General features: G+C 68.0%; 20 protein-coding genes and 1 pseudogene. 12 read left to right on the forward strand and 9 right to left on the reverse strand.

Features of this window, described 5'->3' with window-relative positions:
* Positions 1-2: 2 nt before the first annotated feature.
* Positions 3-440: pseudogene (locus QKY98_RS24095) on the forward strand (methyl-accepting chemotaxis protein); the annotation flags it as partial.
* A gap of 2 nt (positions 441-442) precedes the next feature.
* Here the strand turns inward: QKY98_RS24095 and QKY98_RS21345 are convergent.
* On the reverse strand, positions 443-1,048 hold the full coding sequence (locus tag QKY98_RS21345) for a histidine phosphatase family protein (protein ID WP_186380396.1): 606 nt from the start codon (positions 1,046-1,048) through the stop codon (positions 443-445).
* 5 nt (positions 1,049-1,053) lie between these two features.
* Complete coding sequence (locus tag QKY98_RS21350; protein ID WP_284671547.1) at positions 1,054-2,226, reverse strand: GAF domain-containing protein; 1,173 nt, start codon at positions 2,224-2,226, stop codon at positions 1,054-1,056.
* A gap of 594 nt (positions 2,227-2,820) precedes the next feature.
* Here QKY98_RS21350 and tyrS point away from each other — a divergent pair.
* The 9 genes from tyrS (at position 2,821) to QKY98_RS21395 (ending at position 11,960) form a co-directional block, all read left to right on the forward strand.
* Positions 2,821-4,065 carry a tyrosine--tRNA ligase gene (gene tyrS / locus QKY98_RS21355; protein ID WP_284671548.1) on the forward strand — a complete coding sequence of 415 codons (1,245 nt, stop codon included), beginning with the start codon at positions 2,821-2,823 and terminating at the stop codon, positions 4,063-4,065.
* 10 nt (positions 4,066-4,075) lie between these two features.
* A complete protein-coding gene (locus QKY98_RS21360) occupies positions 4,076-4,753 on the forward strand; it encodes an SDR family NAD(P)-dependent oxidoreductase (protein WP_108581977.1) in 678 nt (225 codons plus the stop codon).
* A gap of 98 nt (positions 4,754-4,851) precedes the next feature.
* Positions 4,852-5,619: an SDR family NAD(P)-dependent oxidoreductase gene (locus tag QKY98_RS21365; RefSeq protein WP_284671549.1), complete on the forward strand. Its 768-nt coding sequence runs from the start codon at positions 4,852-4,854 to the stop codon at positions 5,617-5,619.
* A gap of 184 nt (positions 5,620-5,803) precedes the next feature.
* On the forward strand, positions 5,804-6,988 hold the full coding sequence (locus tag QKY98_RS21370; protein ID WP_284671550.1) for an acetyl-CoA C-acyltransferase: 1,185 nt from the start codon (positions 5,804-5,806) through the stop codon (positions 6,986-6,988).
* A gap of 14 nt (positions 6,989-7,002) precedes the next feature.
* Complete coding sequence (locus QKY98_RS21375; protein WP_007162199.1) at positions 7,003-7,788, forward strand: enoyl-CoA hydratase; 786 nt, start codon at positions 7,003-7,005, stop codon at positions 7,786-7,788.
* A gap of 65 nt (positions 7,789-7,853) precedes the next feature.
* A complete protein-coding gene (locus tag QKY98_RS21380; protein WP_074584526.1) occupies positions 7,854-8,756 on the forward strand; it encodes a LysR substrate-binding domain-containing protein in 903 nt (300 codons plus the stop codon).
* Positions 8,757-8,939: 183 nt separating this feature from the next.
* On the forward strand, positions 8,940-10,247 hold the full coding sequence (locus QKY98_RS21385; RefSeq protein ID WP_284671551.1) for an MFS transporter: 1,308 nt from the start codon (positions 8,940-8,942) through the stop codon (positions 10,245-10,247).
* Positions 10,244-11,497 carry a metal-dependent hydrolase family protein gene (locus QKY98_RS21390; protein WP_284671552.1) on the forward strand — a complete coding sequence of 418 codons (1,254 nt, stop codon included), beginning with the start codon at positions 10,244-10,246 and terminating at the stop codon, positions 11,495-11,497. Before QKY98_RS21385 ends, QKY98_RS21390 begins: the two co-directional genes overlap by 4 nt.
* A 61-nt stretch (positions 11,498-11,558) precedes the next feature.
* Positions 11,559-11,960, forward strand: coding sequence for an ester cyclase (locus tag QKY98_RS21395; protein ID WP_027597692.1), 402 nt, complete (start codon positions 11,559-11,561; stop codon positions 11,958-11,960).
* Here the strand turns inward: QKY98_RS21395 and QKY98_RS21400 are convergent.
* The 5 genes from QKY98_RS21400 to QKY98_RS21420 are packed head-to-tail and all read right to left on the reverse strand — an operon-like array spanning position 11,957 to position 17,941.
* On the reverse strand, positions 11,957-12,976 hold the full coding sequence (locus QKY98_RS21400) for an AraC family transcriptional regulator (protein ID WP_284671553.1): 1,020 nt from the start codon (positions 12,974-12,976) through the stop codon (positions 11,957-11,959). The two genes, QKY98_RS21395 and QKY98_RS21400, sit on opposite strands and share 4 nt — an antisense overlap.
* Positions 12,973-14,355, reverse strand: a complete 1,383-nt coding sequence (lpdA, locus tag QKY98_RS21405; RefSeq protein ID WP_284671554.1) for a dihydrolipoyl dehydrogenase — start codon at positions 14,353-14,355, stop codon at positions 12,973-12,975. The genes QKY98_RS21400 and lpdA overlap by 4 nt, the downstream gene beginning before the upstream one ends.
* Before the next feature lie 2 nt (positions 14,356-14,357).
* Entirely contained in the window at positions 14,358-15,644 is a 1,287-nt protein-coding gene (locus tag QKY98_RS21410; protein ID WP_284671555.1) for a dihydrolipoamide acetyltransferase family protein, read from the reverse strand.
* Position 15,645: 1 nt separating this feature from the next.
* A complete protein-coding gene (locus QKY98_RS21415; RefSeq protein ID WP_007162204.1) occupies positions 15,646-16,704 on the reverse strand; it encodes an alpha-ketoacid dehydrogenase subunit beta in 1,059 nt (352 codons plus the stop codon).
* Positions 16,705-16,708: 4 nt separating this feature from the next.
* Complete coding sequence (locus QKY98_RS21420; protein ID WP_007162205.1) at positions 16,709-17,941, reverse strand: thiamine pyrophosphate-dependent enzyme; 1,233 nt, start codon at positions 17,939-17,941, stop codon at positions 16,709-16,711.
* A gap of 223 nt (positions 17,942-18,164) precedes the next feature.
* Between QKY98_RS21420 and QKY98_RS21425 the strand changes: the two genes are divergently transcribed.
* Positions 18,165-18,626 carry an Lrp/AsnC family transcriptional regulator gene (locus QKY98_RS21425; RefSeq protein WP_027597697.1) on the forward strand — a complete coding sequence of 154 codons (462 nt, stop codon included), beginning with the start codon at positions 18,165-18,167 and terminating at the stop codon, positions 18,624-18,626.
* 14 nt (positions 18,627-18,640) lie between these two features.
* Here the strand turns inward: QKY98_RS21425 and QKY98_RS21430 are convergent, their stop codons facing one another.
* Complete coding sequence (locus tag QKY98_RS21430; protein WP_007162207.1) at positions 18,641-18,853, reverse strand: hypothetical protein; 213 nt, start codon at positions 18,851-18,853, stop codon at positions 18,641-18,643.
* A gap of 65 nt (positions 18,854-18,918) precedes the next feature.
* The gene (locus QKY98_RS21435) at positions 18,919-19,326 is read right to left on the reverse strand and encodes a response regulator (protein WP_007162208.1); all 408 of its coding nucleotides are present in this window, start codon (positions 19,324-19,326) and stop codon (positions 18,919-18,921) included.
* 397 nt (positions 19,327-19,723) lie between these two features.
* Here QKY98_RS21435 and QKY98_RS21440 point away from each other — a divergent pair, with 397 nt between their 5' ends.
* Positions 19,724-21,490 (forward strand): glycoside hydrolase family 5 protein, encoded by a 1,767-nt coding sequence (locus QKY98_RS21440; RefSeq protein WP_007162209.1) that lies wholly within the window; start codon positions 19,724-19,726, stop codon positions 21,488-21,490.
* Positions 21,491-21,511: the final 21 nt, after the last annotated feature.

Here is a 21,511-nt window from a genome sequence, read left to right on the forward strand (position 1 = left end):
CGGTCGCGGTGATGACCCGCATCGCCGACGAGATCCAGGTCGCCGCCAATGGCATCGAGGACCTCGGCAAGCAGTCGCTGGTGATCAGCGCCATCGTCAAGACCATCAGCGGCATCGCCGAGCAGACCAATCTGCTGGCGCTCAACGCCGCCATCGAAGCCGCCCGGGCCGGCGAGCAGGGGCGCGGCTTCGCGGTGGTGGCGGACGAGGTCCGGCAACTGGCCGGGCGCACCAGCAAGGCCACCGAGGAGATCGTCGGCGTGGTGCAGCAGAACCAGCAACTGGCGCAGACGGCGGTCAGCAACATGGCCGCCAGCCGGCAGCAGGCGGAGCAGGGGCTGCACCTGGCCAGCAACGCCGGGGTGCGCATCACCGAGATCCAGGAGGGCGCCCGCCAGGTGGTGGGCGCGGTCAGCCAGTTCGCCCGCCGGCTGAGTTAAGGCTAGGCGTCCCAGCCGGGGGCGCTGTACCACGCATAACCGGCCGCATCCAGCTCCAGCCAGCGGCCCTGGTGGATGACCATCCGGGTCGCCACCTCCGGGCTGGCCAGGCCGAGGGCCACCAGCAGGCTGCGGATCAGGGCGCCATGGGCCACCAGCAGGGTGGGACCCTGGAGTTCCTCCAGCAGGGGGCGCACCCGTTCGGCGGCATCGGCATAGCTTTCGCCACCGGGCACCCTAAAGGTATAGGGCTCGGCCATGCGCCGGGCGTGCTGCTCGGGATAGCGCTGGGCGATGGTCGGCATGTCCAGGCCTTCCCAGTCACCAAAGGCCTTTTCCGCCAGACGCGCATCGCGGCCAAGGCTGAGCGGCGCACCGGGCAGCTGCGCCAGGATCAGATCGAGGGTTTCGCTGGCGCGTTGCAGCGGACTGCTCAGGCAGGTGAAGCGAGCGACGTCGAGGCGTTCGCGCAGGGCCAGGCCCACGGCCTCGGCCTGGGCCCGGCCACGGGCGTTGAGCGGTATGTCCTGGCGACCCTGCAGGCGGCCGCTGGCATTCCAGTCGGTTTCGCCGTGACGGATCACCAGCAAGGGAGCGGGGAAGGGCAAGGGCATCAGTCCAGGGCCGTGGGTAGGGTGAGAAGGAAACGCAGGCGGCCGTCATCCAGCCGCGCGATCAGGCTGCCGCCATGGCCGCGGGCGACTTCCTGGGCGAGGTAGAGGCTCAGCTCCAGGCGGGCGGGCAGTTCAGCTTTGGCCTGGATCAGCGCCGGCTGGAACACCTGGCTCAGGCTGCCGGGATCCACCACGGCGGTGCGGCTTTCCACGGCGAGGCGATAGCAGCGTTCGTCGAGCTCGCCGCGCAGCAGCAGGGTGCCGCCGGCAGGATTGCGGGACGCGGCCCACTCCAGCAGCGCGGCCACGGCCTGCAGCAGACGCGGCAGGTCGAGGCGCACGGCGGCGGGTAACTCCGGCAGCTCGCTGCCTAGGGTCTGGTCGGGAAAACGGGCCTGCAGCGTGGCGAGCAGGTTGGTCAGACGCTCGTTGACGCCCTCCACCAAGTTCAGTTTCAGCGGCAGGCCGTGGCCGAGACGCACACGGACGAAATCGGCGGCCGCAGCGCTGCGTTCAGCCAGGCGCCGGGCCTCGGCCTGCCAGGGCTCGGCTTGTGCGGCGCTCGTGGGCAGGTCCTGCGCGGCCAGCGCCTGGAGCGGACGCTGCAGGTCTTCTTCCAGCAGCACCAGCAGTTGCTCGCGCAGCGGTGTGAGATCGAGGTCGCCACGCGCGCCGGGGCTCGCCTCGCGACGCTGTTCTTCCCGGGCGAGCAATTCCCCCAGCAGACGGGCGAAGCCGTCCAGGGTGTCGATCACCGGGCGCTGCTCCAGCCGCGGTGCGGGCTGGGGATCGAAGGCGCACAGCGTGCCGAAGAAGGTGCCATTGGGCCGGAACACCGGCACCGACAGATAGCTCTTCCAGCCATAGAGGCCGGGCGCCGGATGGTCGCAGTAAGTAGGGTTCTGGGTCACATCGCTGATGATCACGGCGTCGTGGGAGGAGCGCACGTGATTGCACAGGGTGGATTCGAGATCCAGTTCGGCGCCGGGTTGCAGGCCGAAGGCGATGCGATCCTCCACCGCGCAGGCGATCCAGCGCTGCTCGGTGACCTCGGCCACGGTGGCGACCCCGAGGCCGCTGATGTCGCAGACCACGCGCAGGAGCGCCGCGACGGAATCCAGGGACGTCAGCAGCTCGACGCTTTCGACGGTGCTGGAGGGTTGGCTGGGCATGGCGCGGTAGTTCTCTTACGGACAGGGCCTGAACGCTAGGCCAAGAGACGGCGGAGAGCAACCGTCAGGCCGCAGAGCCAGCCGCCAGGCCGATGCCGTCTAGCCGATCAGATCGGTGGCGTAGGCCAGCACCGTGAGGCAGAGCAGCAGCAACAGCAGGTTGGCCGGGGTAATGCTTTTCATCGGGGAGATCCTCTCACGCAAGGGCTGTTCCTTGTCCAGGTACGCCTGGGACTGCCATGCCGGTGCTGGGGATCTCGGGGGGTGGAGCGGGTAGGTTCATCTCTGCGTCTCGATACTGCTGGCAAAGGACAGGACTCGGAACGCCACTGTCGCCGTTCGTTCAGCCGCCGGCAGAGGAGGTGCGACATCTGGTCGAAGCGGCAGTGCGAGCGGTTCGCAGTTGCCAAGCGGCGGGCGAGTGGGTAGCGTGGCGCCCCATGCGAACCTTCCTTTGCCCCATCAGCGCCTATTACTCCTACCTGACCAATATCGGGTGGTAGGTACTGCGCTGCATGACCGAATCGCCCAGGGCGGCTCGGTCAAGGCAACTTCTCCCGGTCTCCCAGGCACCGTCCAGCCACAGGAGACCCCATGGACAGCACCACGCAAGACCTGCTCGCCACCCTCGAAGCCCGCGGCTTCGTCCATCAGACCACTGACCGTGACGGCCTCGCCCGCGCCTTTGCCAGCGGCCCGGTGACCGGCTATCTCGGCTTCGACGCCACCGCCGACAGCCTCCACGTCGGCCATCTGCAGGGCCTGATGCTGATGCGCTGGCTGCAGCGCGCCGGCCATCCCATCCTGCTACTGATCGGCGGCGCCACCACCCGCATCGGCGATCCCAGCTTTCGCGACAGCAGCCGCCCGGTGCTCACCGACGGCCAGATCGCCCTGAACATGGCGGGCATCGCCAAGGCCTTCCACCGCTACCTGGAGGTCGGCGATGGCCACGGTCGCGCCCAGGTGGTGGACAACGCCGAATGGCTCGACGGCCTCGGCTACCTGAATTTCCTCGGCGCCGTGGGTCGGCACTTTTCCATCAATCGACTGCTGACCTTCGATGCCATCAGGAATCGCCTTGATCGCGAGCACTCGCTGTCCTTCGAGGAATTCGGCTACACCCTGCTGCAGGCCTACGACTTCGTCGAGTTGTCGCGCCGTTACGGCTGCACCCTGCAACTGGGCGGCGCGGACCAGTGGGCCAACATCATCAATGGCGTGGAGCTGTCACGCCGGCAGGGTGGCCCTCAGCTCCATGGCCTGACCATGCCACTGCTGGCCACCCGTGACGGCCGCAAGATGGGCAAGTCGGCTCAGGGCGCGGTCTGGCTCAACGAGGAGCGGCTGTCGGCCTTCGACTTCTGGCAATTCTGGCGCAACTGCGACGATGCCGACGTCGAGCGTTTCCTGGCGCTGTTTACCGAGCTGCCGCTGGACGAGGTACGGCGGCTGGCGGCCCTGGGCGGCGCGGAGATCAATCTGGCCAAGACCGTGCTGGCCAACGAGGCGACCCGCCTGGCCCACGGCGAGGCCGCCCAGCGCGCGGCCGAGGCGGCGGCCGCCGAGGTCTTCGCCGACCGGGACGGCGGTGGTCGCTTGCCGACGCTCGCCCTGAGCCGCCAGCAGCTCGATGGGGGTGTCAGCCTGGTCGAGCTGCTGGTGCAGACCGGTGTGCAGCCGTCGCGCAGTGCGGTCCGCCGACTGGCGGAAGGCGGTGGCCTGCGCCTGGACGAACTGCCCGTATCCGATCCCGATGTGCGGCTCACGGCGAGCGACGTCGGTCGACGGGTAAGTCTGGGCAAGAAGCGGCATCTGCGCATCACAGCGGTGGACTGAGGAGAAGGCGATGAAGGTCTGGGTGATAGGCGCCTCGCGGGGCATAGGACTGGGGCTGGTCGAGCGCTACCTGGGTCGTGGCGACCAGGTGCTGGCGCTGGTACGAACACCGAATGCGGCGCTGGACGCCCTGGCGGCGACCACCGCGGGACGGCTGCGGGTGGTGACCGGCGATCTCTGCGATCCCGAGCTGGGCACGCGACTACTGAGTGAAAGCCGCGATGAGTCGCTGGATCGGCTGATCGTCAATGCCGGCATCATGGGGCCGCACGAGGTGGAGGGGCAGCGGGCGACCCCCGCGGAGCTGGGCGAGCTGTTCCTGACCAATGCCGTGGCGCCGCTGCGGCTGCTGGAGGCCCTGGCGCCGCGGATGGCTGCGGCGGGAGTGGCGGCCTGCCTGAGTTCGCAGATGGGCAGCGTCAGCCTGGCACGGGCCGCCGACATGCCGCTCTATGGCGCCAGCAAGGCGGCGCTCAATAGCCTGCTGCAAAGCTGGGTCGCCGGGCAGCAACCGGCCTTCGCCGTGCTTGCGCTGCACCCGGGTTGGGTGCGTACCGCCTTGGGCGGGGTAGGCGCGCCGGTCGAGGTGGCCGCTAGCGTGGCCGGTCTGGTAGCGACGATCGAGGCACGGGCCGGCCAGCGCGGCTGTGCCTTTCTCGACTACCAGGGCCAGGCCCTGCCCTGGTGAGCAGGGGGCCGGATCGCTCAGTGCGGCTGAGCGATCCGGCCCTTGTCCGACCTCTGTCGAGGATCGAAGATGAGTCCATCATCCTGGAGAGCCCGCCCATGCGCATCGACGAGCACACCTTTCTGGTAACCGGCGCCGGATCCGGCCTTGGCGCCGCCACCGCCGCGGCGCTGATCGCGGCAGGCGCCCGGGTGGCACTGCTGGATCTGCAGGCCGACGCCGTGCAGGCCCAGGCCGAACGCCTCGGCGACCGGGCCTTGGCGCTCGCCGTGGACGTGACCGATGCCGAGGCCCTGAGCGCTGCCATGGATACCCTCCTGGCCCGCTGGGGCGGTCTGCAGGGGGCGATCAATTGCGCCGGCATCGTTGGCGGCGCACGCATCCTCGGGCGCAACGGCCCCCACGATCTCGCCGCCTTCGCGCGCATCATCAACGTCAACCTGGTGGGCAGCTTCAATGTGCTGCGCCTGGCCGCCGCGGCCATGGCCCAGGGCGAGGCCGATGCCGGCGGCGAACGCGGCGTGATCATCAACACCGCCTCCATCGCCGCCTTCGACGGCCAGATCGGCCAGGCCGCCTATGCCGCCTCCAAGGGGGGCGTCGCCGCGCTCACCCTGCCGGCGGCGCGCGAACTGGCCGGGCAGGGCATCCGGGTCATGACCATAGCGCCGGGTGTATTCGAGACGCCCATGATGGCCGGCATGACCCCCGAGGTGCGCGAGGCCCTGGCCGCCAACGTGCCCTTTCCGCCGCGCCTCGGTCGCGGCGAGGAATTCGCCGCCCTGGTCCGCCACATCATCGAGAATCCCATGCTCAACGGCGAGGTGATCCGTCTCGACGGTGCGCTGCGCATGGCCCCGCACTAGGCCCTGTACGAAAAGTCGCCGAGCGATGGTCAGGCGAGGCGAAAAGCGCTGAGGAAGCGGACCGGGCTCGCGAGCGAGTTTACGAGTGGTAAATGAGCATTGCGACGGGGCTGGCCATCCAGGCGCTTTTCAACGAAGCATCACCGAGTGTAGGCACTTTTCGTAAGGGCCTAGGAGAGTTGTCATGAACGATCCCATTGTTATCGTCGCCGCCGCTCGCACCCCCATGGGGGCCCTGGGTGGCGAACTGGCGGCGCTGTCGGCGCCACAGCTGGGCAGCGCCGTGATTCGCGCCGTGCTGGAGCGGAGCGGTTGGTCGCCGGAGCGGGTCGACGAGGTGCTCATGGGCTGCGTGCTGCCCGCCGGCCTCGGCCAGGCACCGGCCCGCCAGGCGGCCCTTGGCGCCGGCCTGGACCAGAGCACGCGCTGTACCACCCTGAACAAGATGTGCGGTTCGGGCATGCAGGCGGCCATCCTCGGCCATGACCTGCTGCGCGCCGGCAGTGCCGAGGTGGTGGTGGCGGGCGGCATGGAAAGCATGAGTCGCGCGCCCTATCTGCTGGAAAAGGCCCGTAGCGGCTACCGCCTCGGCCACGGCGCCCTGATCGACAGCATGTTTCTCGACGGCCTGGAAGACGCCTACGAGCCCGGGCGCCTGATGGGCACCTTCGCCGAGGACTGCGCGGCGCGCCTGGGTATCGGCCGCGAGCGCCAGGATGCCTATGCCCAGCAGTCCCTCGCCCGGGCGCGCCAGGCGCAGGCCAGTGGCGCCTTCGTCGCCGAGATCGCCGCGGTGGAGGTGGCGGGGCGCAAGGAAACCCTGAGCCTCGACACCGATGAACAACCGCGCCGCGCCGATCCGGCACGCATTCCCACCCTCAAGCCGGCTTTTCGCGAAGGCGGTACCGTCACCGCGGCCAACGCCAGCTCCATCTCGGATGGCGCCGCGGCATTGCTGCTGATGCGCGCCAGCACGGCGGCGCGCGAAGGGCTGACGCCGCTGGCGACGATCCGTGGCCATGCCGCCCATGCCGGCGCGCCGGGCGACTTTCCCACCGCGCCCATCGGCGCCATCCGCACCCTGCTCGCGCGCATCGACTGGCAGCTGAACGACGTCGACCTGTTCGAGATCAACGAAGCCTTCGCCGTGGTGGCACTGGCCGCCCAGGATGCCCTGGGGCTGGACCCGGAGCGCCTGAACGTGCACGGTGGCGCCTGTGCCCTGGGCCATCCCATCGGCGCCTCCGGCGCGCGGATCCTGGTGACCCTGATCCAGGCGCTGCGCCAGCGCGGTCTGCGCCGGGGCGTGGCCGCCATCTGCATCGGCGGTGGCGAGGCCACGGCCATGGCGCTGGAACTCAACGACTAGACAAGGACAAGACCATGAGCGAACCCTCTGCCGAATCGACCCTGCTGCTGGAGATCGAGGCGCGCGTCGCCCTCATCACCCTCAACCGCCCGAAGGCGCTCAACGCCCTCAATGCCCAGCTGCTGCACGAGCTGGATGCCATGCTGGCGCGTCTGGACGCCGATCCCGAGGTCGGTTGCGTGGTGCTCACCGGCTCGGCCAAGGCCTTCGCCGCCGGCGCCGATATCAAGGAAATGGCCGGGCAGGGCTATCCGCAGATCTACCTGGACGACTATTTCCGCGTCGCCGACCGCATCGCCGAGCGGCGCAAGCCGCTGATCGCCGCCGTGGCCGGCTACGCCCTGGGTGGTGGCTGCGAACTGGCGCTGCTGTGCGACTTCATCTATGCCGCCGACACCGCGCGCTTCGGCCTGCCGGAGATCACCCTGGGCGTCATTCCCGGCATCGGCGGCACCCAGCGCCTGACCCGCGCCCTGGGCAAGGCCAAGGCCATGGAGCTGTGCCTGACCGGACGCCAGCTGCCCGCCGCCGAAGCCGAGCGCGCCGGCCTGGTCGCCCAGGTGTTTCCCGCCGACGAATTGCTGGAGCGCACCCTGGAAGCCGCCCGCGGCATCGCCAGTCGCTCGCTGCCGGCGACCCTGCTGCTCAAGGAGAGCGTCAATCGCGCCTTCGAGACCAGCCTGGCCGAGGGTATCCGCTTCGAGCGCCGGGTCTTCCATTCGCTGTTCGCCAGCGCCGACCAGAAGGAAGGCATGGCCGCCTTCGTCGAGAAGCGGCCGGCGAAGTTCGAGCATCGTTGAGCGCTCCCGGCGCCTCTCGGAGGCGCTAGACTGGCCGTTTCCGCCCAGCGTCGTAGAGCCTTCGGATGCGTATCGACCCCTTGCCACCCCTGACCAATCTGATTGCCTTCGAGGCAACGGTCAGGCTTGGCAGCTTTACCCGTGCCGCGCTCGAACTCAATCTCACGCAAAGCGCCATCAGCCGTCAGGTGGCGCAGCTGGAGGCCTTTCTCGGTCGCGCGCTGTTTCGGCGGGAACACAAGCGGCTGCACCTGACCGTCTCCGGGCAGCGCTATGCCGAGCGGGTCCAGCAACTCTTGGCGGGCCTGGCGGAAACCACCGCCGAGGTCATGGATCTCAGTGGCGAGCAGCAACTGGTCCTGGCCTGCTCCTCGGGCGTCGCCGCCCTGTGGCTGGGTCCGCTGATCGGCCATTTTGCCAGTGCCTTTCCCGGCATCGACGTGCGCCTGCGGGTGCTGGACAACCTCGATACCCTGCTCAAGCCCGAATTCGATCTGGCGCTCTATTTCCTGCGGGAACCGCCGCCGCCGGGATTGGCCGGTCGCCAGTTGTTTCCCGAATGGGTAGGCGCCTATTGCGCCCCGGACTACCTGGGCGGGCAGCAGCTGTCTCCCCCGGAGCTGCTCGACCAGCGCCTGCTGATGATCGAGGACGGGCAGCGACGCTGGCTGTCCTGGACGGAGTGGTTCGCGCGGCTAGGCTATCCAGCCCCGCGGATCCGCCAGCGTCTGACCGTGAGTCAGTACCCCATCCTGGTCGATCTGGCGATTGCCGGTCACGGTATCGTCCTGGGCTGGCGCCCCATGATCGATGCCCACCTGCGCTCGGGTGCGCTGGTCGAAGCCTGTAGCGAATGCGTGCAGGGGCAGGGGGGTTACTACCTGCTGTGGCCGGGCGATCGCCAGCCGGGCCTGGCGACGCGCCGTTTCGAAGCCTGGCTTAACGACGCCCTGAGCGCGTCACCTTGACCCCTCTTGCATGCGCCTGGCGCATGCAAACCCCTGCAATCAGCGTTTTCCTGCGTCCCGGGTAGCCCCTTAAGCTCGGCGGCAGAGGGCGGAGATCCTCGTCCTGTTTCCTTTATCGAAACTGCCGTCGCCGGTGCAGGGACTCCCGAGTTTCCTGCGCGACTCGCATTCAGGGAGCCAACAATGCAGAGCGCTACGACCTTCCCCCAGCCGTCCACCGCCCACCGCCGCCAGGCCAACAAGGCGGTCGTCGCCACCGTGATCGGCAACGGTCTGGAGTGGTTCGACTTCACCGTCTACAGCTTCTTCTCCGTGATCATCGCCAAGGTGTTCTTTCCGACCGCCAGCGAACTCACCTCCTACCGTCTGGCCCTGGCCACCTTTGGCGTCGGTTTCTTCATGCGGCCAGTAGGGGGCATCCTGCTCGGCATCTACTCCGATCGCCGCGGCCGCAAGGCGGCGCTGTCGCTGACCATCCTCTTGATGGCCGCCGGTACCCTGATCATCGCCGTGACCCCGGGCTATGCCCAGTGGGGGCTGTTCGCCCCGGCGCTCATCGTCTTCGCGCGCTTGCTGCAGGGCTTTTCCGCGGGTGGCGAGATGGGCAGCGCGACCGCCTTTCTCACCGAGCACGCGCCCGCTGGGCAAAAGGCCTACTACTCCAGCTGGATCCAGGCCAGCATCGGGGTGGCGGTCGCCCTGGGTGCAGGCGCCGGCGCGCTGCTGTCGGCGTTGCTGACCCCGGAGCAACTCGAGAGCTGGGGTTGGCGCCTGCCGTTTCTGTTCGGCTCCCTGATCGGCCCCGTCGGTTTCTACATCCGTAGCCGCATCGACGAAACCCCGGCCTATGCCACCGTCGAGCGTGCCCAGTCGCCGCTGCGGGAGGTAGTGCGCATCTATCCCCGCCAGACCGCGATCACCTTTTCCATGGTCGTGCTCTGGACGGTCTGCACCTACTCCGTGCTGTTCTACCTGCCGTCCTACTCCACCCGGGTGCTCGGTCTGCCCAGTGGGCTGGGCTTCACCGCCGGCGTACTCGGTGGCCTGGTATTGCTGGTGGCAACGCCGCTGGTAGGGCGCCTGGCCGATCGCCAGGGCAAGCGACCCTGGCTGCTGGGGTCGGCCATCGCCATCTTCTGCCTCGCCTGGCCGTTGTTCTGGATGCTCAATCGCTGGCCGGGCCTGGCTTCCCTGCTGGTGTTCCAGGCCGTGCTGGGACTGCTGATCTCCGGCTATCTGGGCGGTCTGCTGGCGGCCTTCGGCGAGTTGTTGCCGACCCGGGTGCTCTCCACCGGACTGTCGGTGGCCTACAACTTCGCCGTGACCCTGTTCGGCGGCTTCGCCACCTTTACCGTGACCTGGCTGATCGCCGCCACCGGCAGCCCGCTGGCGCCGGCCTTCTACATCATGTTCGCCGCGGCCATCAGTGCCGTGGGCGCGGCGCTGTTTCGCGACGCCGCCAGCGAGCAACCTTCGGGAGAATCCGCATGACTCAAGGCACCTCTCTACTGCTGCGCAACGGCAAGCTGCTGGATCTGGCGAGCGGCATCCTGATCACCGGCAAGGAAGTCCTGGTGGAGGGTGAGCGCATTACCGCCGTGCGCGACCAGAGCGCTGCGCCGCCGGCAGGCGTCACCGTCATCGATCTGGGCGGCCGCACCCTGATGCCCGGCCTCATCGATTGCCATGTGCATGTTCTGGCCTCCAGCGCCAACCTGGGTTTCAACGCCCTGCAGCCGAACGCCATCATCATGTACCGCGCCCTGCCGATCCTGGGCGCCATGCTCGAGCGCGGCTTCACCACCGTCCGCGATGCCGGCGGCGCGGACTGGGCGCTGGCGCGCTCCATCGCCCTGGGACTGGTGCCGGGCCCGCGGATCTTCGCCTCCGGCAAGGCGCTGTCGCAGACCGGCGGCCATGGCGACATGCGGGCGCGTGGGGAGCTGCTGCTGAACGAGCCGTGCAGTTGCTGCTTCCGCGCCGGTGCCATCGCCCGGGTGGTGGACGGGGTGGACAACGTGCGCAAGGCGGTGCGTGAGGAACTGCAGCAGGGCGCCAGCCAGATCAAGATCATGGCCTCCGGCGGGGTGTCCTCGCCCACCGATCCCATCGCCAATACCCAGTACAGCGAAGCCGAGATCCGCGCCATCGTCGAGGAAGCCGAAGCGGCCAATACCTATGTGATGGCCCATGCCTATACCGCCCGCGCCATTCGCCGCGCCGTGGCGTGCGGGGTGCGCACCATCGAGCACGGCAATCTGGTCGACCGGGAGACGGCGCAGCTGATGCGCGAGCGGGGCGCCTTCGCCGTGCCCACCCAGGTGACCTACGAGATGCTCGCCGAGCACGGCGCCCGCTATGGGCTGCCAGCGGATTCCGTGGCCAAGATCGAAGACGTCCGCCTGGCCGGCCGTCGCGCCCTGGAATTTTTCGCCGAGGCGGGCGTACCCATGGGCTACGGCTCCGACCTGCTGGGCGAGATGCACGAATACCAGACCCAGGAACTGCGCATCCGCGCCGAGGTGCTGGGCAATCTGGAAGCCTTGCGCAGCGCCACCAGCGTCGCGGCGCGCATCCTCGAACGGGAGGGCGAGCTGGGTTGCATCGCGGCTGGCGCCCTGGCGGATCTGCTGGTCGTGGATGGCGATCCCTTGACCGATATTTCCTGCCTGGTGGGGCAGGGCGAGCGGTTGGACGTCATCCTGCAGGGCGGCCGTCTGGTAAAGAATCGCCTCGAGTGAAGGGAGACTTGCCGGCCTGGCGTGGTCCCCTGTAGCAGTCAATGACCATGGAGAATTCGTGATGCCCCTCGCCGCAACCGAACTCGGCAGTCACTACCAGGCCTACCTCGACTGCCTCAACCGCCAGGCCTGGACGGAGCTGGGCCGTTATGTCGACGAAGCCGTCGAGCACAACGGCCGGCCTCTGGGATTGGCGGGCTACCAGGCCATGCTGGAAGGCGATCATGCCGCCATTCCCGATCTGCACTTCGCGGCGCGCTTGCTGGTCGTGGAAGCGCCCTGGCTGGCCGCGCAACTGGACTTCGACTGCACGCCACGGGGCGAGCTGTTCGGGCTGGCGGTGAACGGACGGCGGGTGCGTTTCAGCGAGCACGTCTTCTATCGCTTCGAGAACGGGCGAATCCGGGAGGTGCGCTCGGTGATCGACACCGCCGCCATCGCCGCCCAGCTGGCCGAGGGCTAACCCGCTCGGGTCTGGCGCTGGCGATAGCCCAGGGGGCTCAAGCCCGTCCACTTGCGAAAGGCGCGCTGGAAGGAGCGGGGATCGGCGAAACCCAGACGCAGGGCCAGCTCCTCCAGGGGCAGAGCGCCCTGATCCAGCTGGCGGCAGGCCAGGCGGCAGCGACGTTCGTCCTTGAGGCGCTGGTAGGTCTGGCCGCTCGCCGCCAACTGGCGTCTCAGGGTCGCAGCCGAAAGACCCAGGGTCGCGGCCAGGCTGACGGCGTCCGGCCAGTCTTCCGGGGCGCGACTGCGCAGCAGGGCGCGGATGCGGGCGATCAGACTGGCGTCGTCGCGGTAGTGCACCAGCAGATTGCCCGGTGCGGCGGCGATGAAGCGACGCGCATCCGCGGCACTGCGGCGGATCGGCAGGCCCAATACGGCGGCGTCCAGCAGCAGCCAGTCTTCGCCGTGGGCGAAGCTGAGGTGAGTGCCGAAGCGCTGGCGATAGTCGGCCAGCAGTTCCGCCGGCGGCTCCTGGGCGGTCAGGCGAATCTCCGCGAGTGGCAAGCGGCGGCCTACCAGCCAGCAGGCCAGGCCATGCAGGATCAGCCAGAGGGTAAAGACGGCAAAGCTACCCGGCAGGCTGCCGGGGGCCAGCCGCAGGGTCGCCTGCTCGCCATTGCGCTGCAGGCGCAGGTCGACGCCCAGGGTCAGGCGCAGGAAGTCGGCGCTCTGCCGCAGGGCGTCGCCCAGGGTCGGTTGCAGGCGGGTGCTCTGGCAGAGAAAGGCAAAGCTGCCCGCCGGGAGCGGGCGTGGGCCAAGGGCGAAGAACTCGTCATCGAAACGCCGCGCCAGGCGATACCACAGCTGGCCGAACAGCGGCGCCGAGAGGCGCTCGCGGTCGAGCGGCAGGTCGGCTGGCTGGACGCCTTCGGCAGCGAGCAGGGCCTCCGGTGCCTGACCACTGCGCCGGCACAGCCCGGCCAGGGCTTCGTCGAGGATGCCCGGCGCCAGGCTGTCGCGCGGCAGGCCGGTCACAGATGCAGGGCCCGGCCCAGCGCCCGCAGCGCCGCTTCCTGCACCGCTTCGCCCAGGGTGGGGTGGGGGTGCAGGGTGGCGGCGACGTCTTCCAGTTGCATGCCCATTTCCAGGCTGTGGGAAAAGGCCGTGGCCAGTTCCGCCACCTGCTGCCCGGTGGCCTGCCAGCCAAGGATGCGATGGTCGTCCGCACGAGCCACCACCCGCACGAAGCCTTCCGGTGCCTCCAGGGTGAGGGCACGGCCATTGGCGGCGAAGGGGAAGCTGGCGACCTTGGTCTCCACCCCCTGGGCCTTGGCCTGCTCGGGGGTCAGGCCGACCACCACGATCTCCGGATCGGTGTAGCAGACCGCCGGGATGGCGACCGGCGCGAACCGCCGCCGCTTGCCGGCGATCAGCTCGGCCACCACCTCGCCCTGGGCCATGGCGCGATGGGCCAGCAGGGGTTCGCCGGTGAGATCACCGATGGCCCAGACGTCGGTCATGCTGGTACGGCAGCCGTCGTCGACGCGGATATAGCGGCCGTCGTAGTCCAGCGGCAGGCGCTCCAGGCCTTCGGTGCGGGGACGGCGACCGGCCGCCACCAGGATGCGCTGGGCCGGCAGGATCTGCTCCTCGCCGTCACCGCGGGTCATTCGCAGGCCAGCGCCGTCCGCGGCCAGACCGGCGACGGTGCAGCCCAGGTGGAGTTCGATGCCCAGGCGTTCCAGTCGCTGGCGCAGCGGCGCCGTGAGCTCGGCATCGTAGCCGGGCAGCAGGCGCGATTGAGCCTCCACCACCGCGACCCGGGCGCCCAGCTTGCGATAGGCGATGCCCAGCTCGAGGCCGATATAGCCGGCGCCCACCACCACCAGATCCTCGGGGATTGCCGAGGGCGACAAGGCCTCGGTGGCCGAGATCACCGGGCCACCGAAGGGCAGGCTGGGCAATTCCACCGAGGTGGAGCCCATGGCCAGCACCAGGTGTTCGGTACGGATGCGCAGCCGTTCGCCACCGGCGCGCTGCACCTCCACGGTCTTGCCGTCGAGGATCTCGGCCCAGCCCTCGACCACCGTCACCCCCTGCTTCTTGAGCAGGGCGGCGACGCCGGTGGTGAGGCGATCGACGATGCCGTTCTTCCAGGCCACGGCCTGGCCGAGGTCCAGTTCCGGGCGGCCATGGCGGATACCGAGGGCGCCTTGGTCGGCGCGACCGCAGGCGCGATGGAATTCCTCGGCGACATGGATCATCGCCTTGGAGGGGATGCAGCCGACGTTGAGGCAGGTACCGCCAAGGGCGGCGCCCTCCACCAGGGTGGTGGCGATGCCCAGCTGAGCGGCGCGCAGGGCGGCGACATAACCGCCGGGGCCGCCGCCGATGATGAGGAGTCGGGTGTCCATGGCTACTCCAGGAAGAGGGTGGCGGGTTGTTCGAGCAGCTGGCGCACGGCCTGGATGAAGCTGGCGGCGTCCTGGCCATCGATCAGCCGGTGGTCGAAGGAAGCGGAGAGATTCATCAGCTTGCGCGGCACCACCAGCCCATGGCGGAAGGCCGGGCGCTCGACGATTCGATTGACGCCGATGATGGCTACCTCGGGATGGTTGATGATGGGCGTGGAGGCGATGCCGCCCAGCGGACCCAGGCTGCTGATGGTCAGGGTCGAGCCGGAGAGTTCGTCGCGACCGGCCTTGCCGCCGCGCACCGCGGTGGCCAGCCGGGCCACCTCCTGGGCGCAACCCCAGAGATCCAGCGCCTCGGCGTGGCGGACCACCGGTACCGCGAGCCCCTGTTCGCCCTGGGTGGCGATGCCCAGGTGCACCGCGCCATAGCGCGTCACGGTGCTGCTCTCTTCGTCGAAGCGCGCATTCATCTGCGGAAAGTCCCGCACCGCCACCACCAGGGCGCGTGCCAGGAAGGGCAGCAGGGTGAGGTGGGCACGACGACCCTGCCAGCGCTGATTGAGGGTGGCGCGCAGGGCTTCCAGCTCGGTGACATCCACCTCTTCCACATAGGTGAAGTGGGGGATATGCCGTTTGGCGGCCTGCATCTTCTCGGCGATCTTGCGTCTCAGGCCGATCAGCGGGATGCGCTCCTCGCCACTGCGTTTCGCCAGGCCACCGCCGCCGGTGGCGGGCGGCAAGCCGGCGTCGCGTTGCTGCACATAGGCCTCCAGATCGCCGTGCAGGATGCGCCCGCCCTGACCGCTGCCGGTGACGAAGCGGAGTTCGATGCCCAGGTCCCAGGCGTGCTGGCGCACCGCGGGAGATGCCAGTGGCGGACTGCCTGGGGCCGGGCGGGAAGCTGGTCGGTCGTCGTCGCGCGGGACCTCCGCTTCCGCGCGACGCGGGGCAGGGGCCGCCGCTGGCGTGGGCGCTTCCGCCTTCGGTGCTGGCGCCGGCGCGGCTGCCACCGGCGCGGGGCGACTGGTCTCGCGCAGATTGCCGTCGCCGGCCACCTCCAGGCGGATCAGCTCGGCGCCCACCGCCAGCACCTGACCGGGCTCGCCGCCCAGGGCGACCACCCGGCCCACCACCGGCGAGGGAATCTCCACCATGGCCTTGTCGGTCATGACGTCGGCCAGGGTCTGGTCTTCGCCGACCTCGTCGCCCACCGCCACGTACCACTTGACCAGTTCCACCTCGGCGATGCCTTCGCCGATGTCGGGCATCTTGATGACATGGGTACCCATCTCAGACCTCCATCACGCGCTTGAGCGCGGCGCCGACCCGGGAGGGACCCGGGAAGTAGTCCCATTCCTGGGCGTGGGGATAGGGGGTATCCCAGCCGGTCACCCGCTCGATGGGCGCCTCCAGGCGATGGAAGCAGTGCTCCTGCATGAGGGACACCAGCTCGGCGCCATAGCCGCAGGTGCGGGTGGCTTCGTGGACCACCACGCAGCGACCGGTCTTGTTCACCGAATCGGTGAGGGTCTGCAGGTCCAGCGGCCAGAGGCTGCGAATGTCGATCACCTCGGCGTCGATGCCGGTCTCGGCGGCGGCCGCCAGGGCGACCCAGACGGTGGTGCCATAGGTCAGCACCGTGACCTGCTTGCCGGGACGGACCACCGCGGCGCGTTCCAGCTCGACCCGGTAGTAGCCGTCCGGCACGGCGCTGGCCGGATGGCCGGACCAGGGCGTCACCGGGCGGTCGTGATGGCCGTCGAAGGGGCCGTTGTAGAGGCGCTTGGGTTCGAGAAAGATCACCGGATCGTCGCTCTCGATGGAAGCGATCAGCAGGCCCTTGGCGTCATAGGGATTGGAGGGCATCACGGTGCGCAGCCCGCAGACCTGGGTGAACATGGCCTCGGGACTCTGGCTGTGAGTCTGGCCGCCATAGATGCCGCCACCGCAGGGCATGCGGAACACCAGCGGCGAGGTGAACTGGCCCACCGAGCGATAGCGCAGGCGCGCCGCCTCGGAGACGATCTGGTCGATGGCCGGGTACACGTAGTCGGCGAACTGGATTTCCGCCACCGGCCGCAGGCCGTAGGCGCCCATGCCCACCGCGGCGCCGGCGATACCGTTCTCCGAGATGGGCGCGTCGAATACCCGCGAGGCGCCATATTTGGCCTGCAGGCCCTCGGTGCAGCGAAAGACGCCGCCGAAATAGCCGACGTCCTCGCCGAACACCACCACATTGCTGTCGCGTTCGAGCATCACGTCCATGGCCGAGCGGATGGCCTGGATCATGGTCAGGGTGCTGCGGCTGCCGGCCTGGGTCGGCAGGTCGGTTTCCTGTTGTACGGTCATGGCGTCACTTCCCGAGCTGTTGGCGTTGGCGGCGCAGGTGCGGCGGCAGGTCCTGGTAGACCTCCTCGAACATGTCGGCGGCGCTGGGGGCGAGATCGCTGGCAAAGGTGCCGTGGGCTTCGGCGGCCTTCTGGGCAGCGGCCACCTCGGCTTCCAGCTCGGCGCTCAGCGCCTGGTGCTGTTCGTCCGACCAGAGGCCACGACCGATCAGGTGTGCTTTAAGCCGGTCGATGGGATCGCCCAGGGGGAAGTGCGTCCAGTCGTCGGCGGGACGGTATTTGGATGGGTCGTCCGAGGTGGAGTGGGGGCCGGCGCGATAGGTCACCCACTCGATCAGGGTCGGCCCCAGGTTGCGCCGGGCGCGTTCGGCGGCCCAGCGCGAGGCGGCCAGCACGGCGAGAAAGTCATTGCCATCCACCCGCAGGGCGGCGATGCCGTAGCCGAGGCCACGGGTGGCCAGGGTGATGCCTTCACCGCCGGCGATGGCCTGGAAGGTGGAGATGGCCCACTGGTTATTGACGATGTTGAGGATCACCGGCGCCCGGTAGACGTGGGCGAAGGTGAGGGCGGCGTGGAAATCGCCTTCGGCGGTGGCGCCGTCGCCGATCCAGCCGGCGGCGATGCGGGTGTCACCCTTGATCGCCGAGGCCATGGCCCAGCCCACCGCCTGGATGTACTGGGTGCCCAGGTTGCCGGAGATGGAAAAGAAGCCGAGGTCGCGGTAGGAGTACATCACCGGCAGCTGGCGACCCTTGAGCGGATCCCGGGCGTTGGACAGCAGCTGGCAGATCATCTCGTCCAGCGGCGCCTCGCGGGCGATGAGGATGCCCTGTTGACGATAGGTGGGGAAATGCATGTCGTCCGGGCGCAAGGCCAGGGTCTGGCCGACGGCGATGGCTTCCTCGCCCAGGCACTGCATATAGAAGGACAGCTTCTTCTGCCGCTGGGCCTTGAGCATCCGCGCATCGAACAGCCGGGTCTTGAGCATGGCCCTGAGGCCCTGCAGCAGCAATTCGGGCGCTTCTTCGGTGGCCCAGGGACCGACGGCGCGACCCTCTTCGTCGAGGATGCGGATCAGCTGGGTCGCCAGCTCGCGGGTATCCACCGGTGCCACGTCGATGGGCGGCTTTTCCGCACGGCCGGCGGGGCAGAGTTGCAGGTAGCTGAAGTCGGTGGGACGTCCCGGTCGGCCGCTAGGTTCGGGAACGTGCAAGCGCAGGGGTGGGTAGTCGCTCATGGCCGCCCCTCCTGGTGGAAGAGGGTGCGGGTGGGTCGCAGGACGGGTTGGCCGTCCGGATGCGATGCAGGGTGCCACATGGTGGAGGCCTCGGCATTCTTGTTATTGGTCGCCTGAGTATAGGCCGGCATGGCTAGCCGTTTTGCCGCAATTTCGGGGTGGGCAGTCCGGCCTTTTGGTGCTATTGAACTTCGTACAAGAACAACAGTAGAGGTTTTGCACCATGGCTGGTCTGGACCGTATCGACCTGCGCATCCTCAACGCCCTGTCCGCCGATGGCCGCCTGAGCTGGCGCGATCTGGCGCAGAAGATCGGGCTGTCGCTGACCCCGACGCTACGGCGGGTCAAGCGACTGGAGGAGGAGCGTTACATCCAGGGCTATCACGCCCAGCTCGATGAAACCCGGCTGGCCGGCAGTGTCAGCGTCTTCGTGTCGGTGCGCCTGGAAAAGCAGTCCACCGACTACCTGCGCGCCTTCGAGCGGGAGATCGTCAAGGCGCCCCAGGTGATGAGCTGTTTCCAGATGACCGGGGATGCGGACTACGTATTGCGGGTGGTGGTGCAGGATCTCGCAGCCTACCAGCACTTTCTCGCCGAGACCCTGACCTGCATTCCCGGGGTGGCCAGCGTGACCTCTGCCTTTTCGCTCAAGGCCGTGCTGTTGCGACCGGCGCCGCCGCTATGAGGCGCGTGCAACGACTAGCGGATACCGAGGGAAGTGCGGACCTGCTGCGCCTGGGTGGCGCAATAGGCGCGGTCCCGCAGGCGGGCGGTATCCAGCATCAGGGTCAGGCGACGTTCGCTGGCGGGACGACAGACTTGCACCGGCAGACCGCCATCCGGGGTCAGGGGGCCGAACAGGCAGTCGATGTTGGGCAGCTGGGCGACGAACTGGTGGGTGAGGGCAAGCATTGTTGTTGTCCGAAGTACCGAGGTGGCGATGTGACACCATTCACATCGCCAGGGTTCCTCAATCTTCAGGCGCTGGGCGTAACAGAATAGGCGACGCCATTCACGGCATCGATCAATTGACCGATCGACCAGGGCTTGGGCAGGAAGCGCACCTTGCACTTGATGCTGGCGGTAGACGGCGTTTCGTAGCCGGACATGACAATAATGGGCATATCTGCCCAGCGTTGGCACACCAGATTGGCCAGTTGAGCGCCATCCATGGAGCCGGGCATGCGGATGTCCGTCAACAGGATGTCGATATTGGCGTCCTCTTTCTCCAACAGTGACAAGGCAGCATCGGCGGAGTCAGCGGCGATGATATTGAAGCCTTCGGGTTCGAGGATCTCGGTAACGAAATCCGCGACCAGTGGCTCGTCGTCCACCACCAGGATGGTGGGTCGGAAGACAGGGGTTCCCGGCTGTTCTGCGCGCATGACTGGACCTTATATACAAGACGTTGCTGAGCCTTGGATAGCAGCGATCCGGGAAAATTCCCCAGGCCATGCGCCACTAAATCTGGCGTCAGATTTCTGTCTTCCTGCCGCGATTATTTTGTCGCGTGCAGCTTTCGCACGCTGCGACGCCATGCCACGCATATTTGGTTACGTTTCCTGCAAAGGCTCTAGAGCGGTGCTTTGCGACACCCTGCGGTCGTGCATGACCACCGCCGCGGTGAAAGGTTTCAGCGACCTGGCATATGACTTGTATTGGGTAAGGCAACTGCAGGACGCAGAGTGCTTTCTTGTCACGTCCCAGTGGCCTTACCTAAACCCAGGCTTTGCTCGTACACAAAGGACATCGACGCCACGCCTCCCAAAGCAGTATCTGTCCATGACGCCTATCCGCTCCCTCGCTACCGCCCTTCGTCGTCCGCTCGCCGCGGCCGCTACCGTTCTCGCGCTGTCCGCAGGCGTTGCCCAGGCCGAGCCTGTCAGCCTGGTCGGTCTGAATCTGTCGGGTGCGGGCTTCGCGCCCCAGGTGCTGCCCGGCATCAATGGCACCAACTACATCTTCCCGGTGGAGGCCTACTTCCAGCAGTGGAGCGCGCGGGGCGTCAAACTGATCCGTTTCCCCATCATCTGGGAGCGCCTGCAACCCAAGCTGGGCGGCCCACTGGACAGTGCCTACGTCGCCCTGGTGAACCAGACCTTCGGCTATGCGCAAAAGCACGGCATCAAGATCATCCTCGACCTGCACAACTATGCCCGCTATCGCGGTCAGGTGATCGGCACCAGCGGCGTCCCCTACGCCCGCTATCAGGAGATCATGACCCACATTGCGCGGCAGTGGAGCGGCCAGTCCTCGCTGTACGCCTACGACATCATGAACGAGCCCCACGATGCCATGGCCTACTGGCCGACCGCGGCCCAGTACGGCATCAATGGCGTGCGCGCGGTGGACAGCACCCGTCCGGTCATCGTCGAAGGCAACGGCTGGTCGAGCGCCACCCGCTGGGCCGAGTTCAACGATGCCCTGCTGGGGCTGAAGGATCCGGCCAACAACATCATCTTCTCGGCGCATTCCTACTTCGACGAGAACGCTGGCGGCAGCTACGACAAGACCGACGTCAACAAGCTCGACGCCAACTATGGCGTGACCCGGGTGAAGCCCTTCGTCGACTGGCTGAAGAAGAATGGCAAGCGCGGCTATATCGGTGAATTCGGCGTACCGGACAACAATCCGCGCTGGAACCTGCTGATGGACAACATGCTGGCCTACCTCAAGCAGAACTGCATCCCGGCCTCCTACTGGGCCGCGGGTCCGGGCTGGGGCAGCTACTTCATGTCGGTGGAGCCGATCAATGGCCAGGAGCGGCCGCAGTGGCCGACCTTGCGCAAGTACCTGGACGACAGCAGCTGCACCGCCATCGGCCCGGTCGCCAGCGGCAGCACCACCCCGGCCAACGGTGGTGGCACGGCCGGCAACAGCGGTTCGGCTGGCGGTAGCGCCGGCGCCGTGGGCAATGCCGGCAGCGGCAGCAGCGCCGGCAACACCGGAAACGCAGGCAGCAATGCAGGCGTTCAGGTGCCGCCGAGCAATGGCGCGACCGCAGGCACGGTTACCTCGGTGATCAACGACTTCACCAACTCGGACTGGCACAAGGGGGTGTTCCTCAAGAAGGCCGCTGTCTCGGTACCCGGGACCGCGGTGAATCGCGCCGCCTTCAAGGCCGGGGCCTACCTGACCACCGCGGATGGCCAGGTGCGGCGGATCTCCTCGGTGCAGGCCGGCAACAGCCTGGGGGTCTTCACCGAAGGCACGCCCTTCAACGGCAACGCCGTGGGCTATCCCAAGACCGTGACCGTGTCGCCCACCGGGGTGACCAGCGCCGCCAGCGTCAGCAGCGCCATCAACGACTTCACCAATGCCGACTGGAACCGCGGCGTTTACCGTCGCGCCGCGGCCATCTCCATCCCGGCCACCGCGGCCAATCGCTCGGCCTTCAAGCTGGGTGGCTCGGTACGCCTGGTCAATGGCCAGATCCTCAAGATCAGCTATGTGCAGGATGGCGCCAACAACCTGGGGGTGTTCTTCGACGCCAGCCGCCTGGATGCCAGCGTCGGCTACCCCAACACCCTGGTGTCCTTCAGCCGCTGATCCCCGGGATCGGGCAATAAA

Origin of the sequence: Pseudomonas sp. HR1 (genome assembly GCF_030175875.1) — a bacterium.
GTDB classification, from domain to species: Bacteria; Pseudomonadota; Gammaproteobacteria; order Pseudomonadales; family Pseudomonadaceae; genus Chryseomonas; species Chryseomonas oryzihabitans.

Coding starts and splice junctions, on each gene's coding strand:
- QKY98_RS21350 (WP_284671547.1), bottom strand. CDS start 2,226: ATGCCCAGCCAACCCTCCAGCACCGTCGAAAGCGTCGAGCTGCTGACG.
- tyrS (WP_284671548.1), top strand. CDS start 2,821: ATGGACAGCACCACGCAAGACCTGCTCGCCACCCTCGAAGCCCGCGGC.
- QKY98_RS21360 (WP_108581977.1), top strand. CDS start 4,076: ATGAAGGTCTGGGTGATAGGCGCCTCGCGGGGCATAGGACTGGGGCTG.
- QKY98_RS21365 (WP_284671549.1), top strand. CDS start 4,852: ATGCGCATCGACGAGCACACCTTTCTGGTAACCGGCGCCGGATCCGGC.
- QKY98_RS21370 (WP_284671550.1), top strand. CDS start 5,804: ATGAACGATCCCATTGTTATCGTCGCCGCCGCTCGCACCCCCATGGGG.
- QKY98_RS21375 (WP_007162199.1), top strand. CDS start 7,003: ATGAGCGAACCCTCTGCCGAATCGACCCTGCTGCTGGAGATCGAGGCG.
- QKY98_RS21380 (WP_074584526.1), top strand. CDS start 7,854: ATGCGTATCGACCCCTTGCCACCCCTGACCAATCTGATTGCCTTCGAG.
- QKY98_RS21385 (WP_284671551.1), top strand. CDS start 8,940: ATGCAGAGCGCTACGACCTTCCCCCAGCCGTCCACCGCCCACCGCCGC.
- QKY98_RS21390 (WP_284671552.1), top strand. CDS start 10,244: ATGACTCAAGGCACCTCTCTACTGCTGCGCAACGGCAAGCTGCTGGAT.
- QKY98_RS21395 (WP_027597692.1), top strand. CDS start 11,559: ATGCCCCTCGCCGCAACCGAACTCGGCAGTCACTACCAGGCCTACCTC.
- lpdA (WP_284671554.1), bottom strand. CDS start 14,355: ATGGACACCCGACTCCTCATCATCGGCGGCGGCCCCGGCGGTTATGTC.
- QKY98_RS21410 (WP_284671555.1), bottom strand. CDS start 15,644: ATGGGTACCCATGTCATCAAGATGCCCGACATCGGCGAAGGCATCGCC.
- QKY98_RS21415 (WP_007162204.1), bottom strand. CDS start 16,704: ATGACCGTACAACAGGAAACCGACCTGCCGACCCAGGCCGGCAGCCGC.
- QKY98_RS21420 (WP_007162205.1), bottom strand. CDS start 17,941: ATGAGCGACTACCCACCCCTGCGCTTGCACGTTCCCGAACCTAGCGGC.
- QKY98_RS21425 (WP_027597697.1), top strand. CDS start 18,165: ATGGCTGGTCTGGACCGTATCGACCTGCGCATCCTCAACGCCCTGTCC.
- QKY98_RS21430 (WP_007162207.1), bottom strand. CDS start 18,853: ATGCTTGCCCTCACCCACCAGTTCGTCGCCCAGCTGCCCAACATCGAC.
- QKY98_RS21435 (WP_007162208.1), bottom strand. CDS start 19,326: ATGCGCGCAGAACAGCCGGGAACCCCTGTCTTCCGACCCACCATCCTG.
- QKY98_RS21440 (WP_007162209.1), top strand. CDS start 19,724: ATGACGCCTATCCGCTCCCTCGCTACCGCCCTTCGTCGTCCGCTCGCC.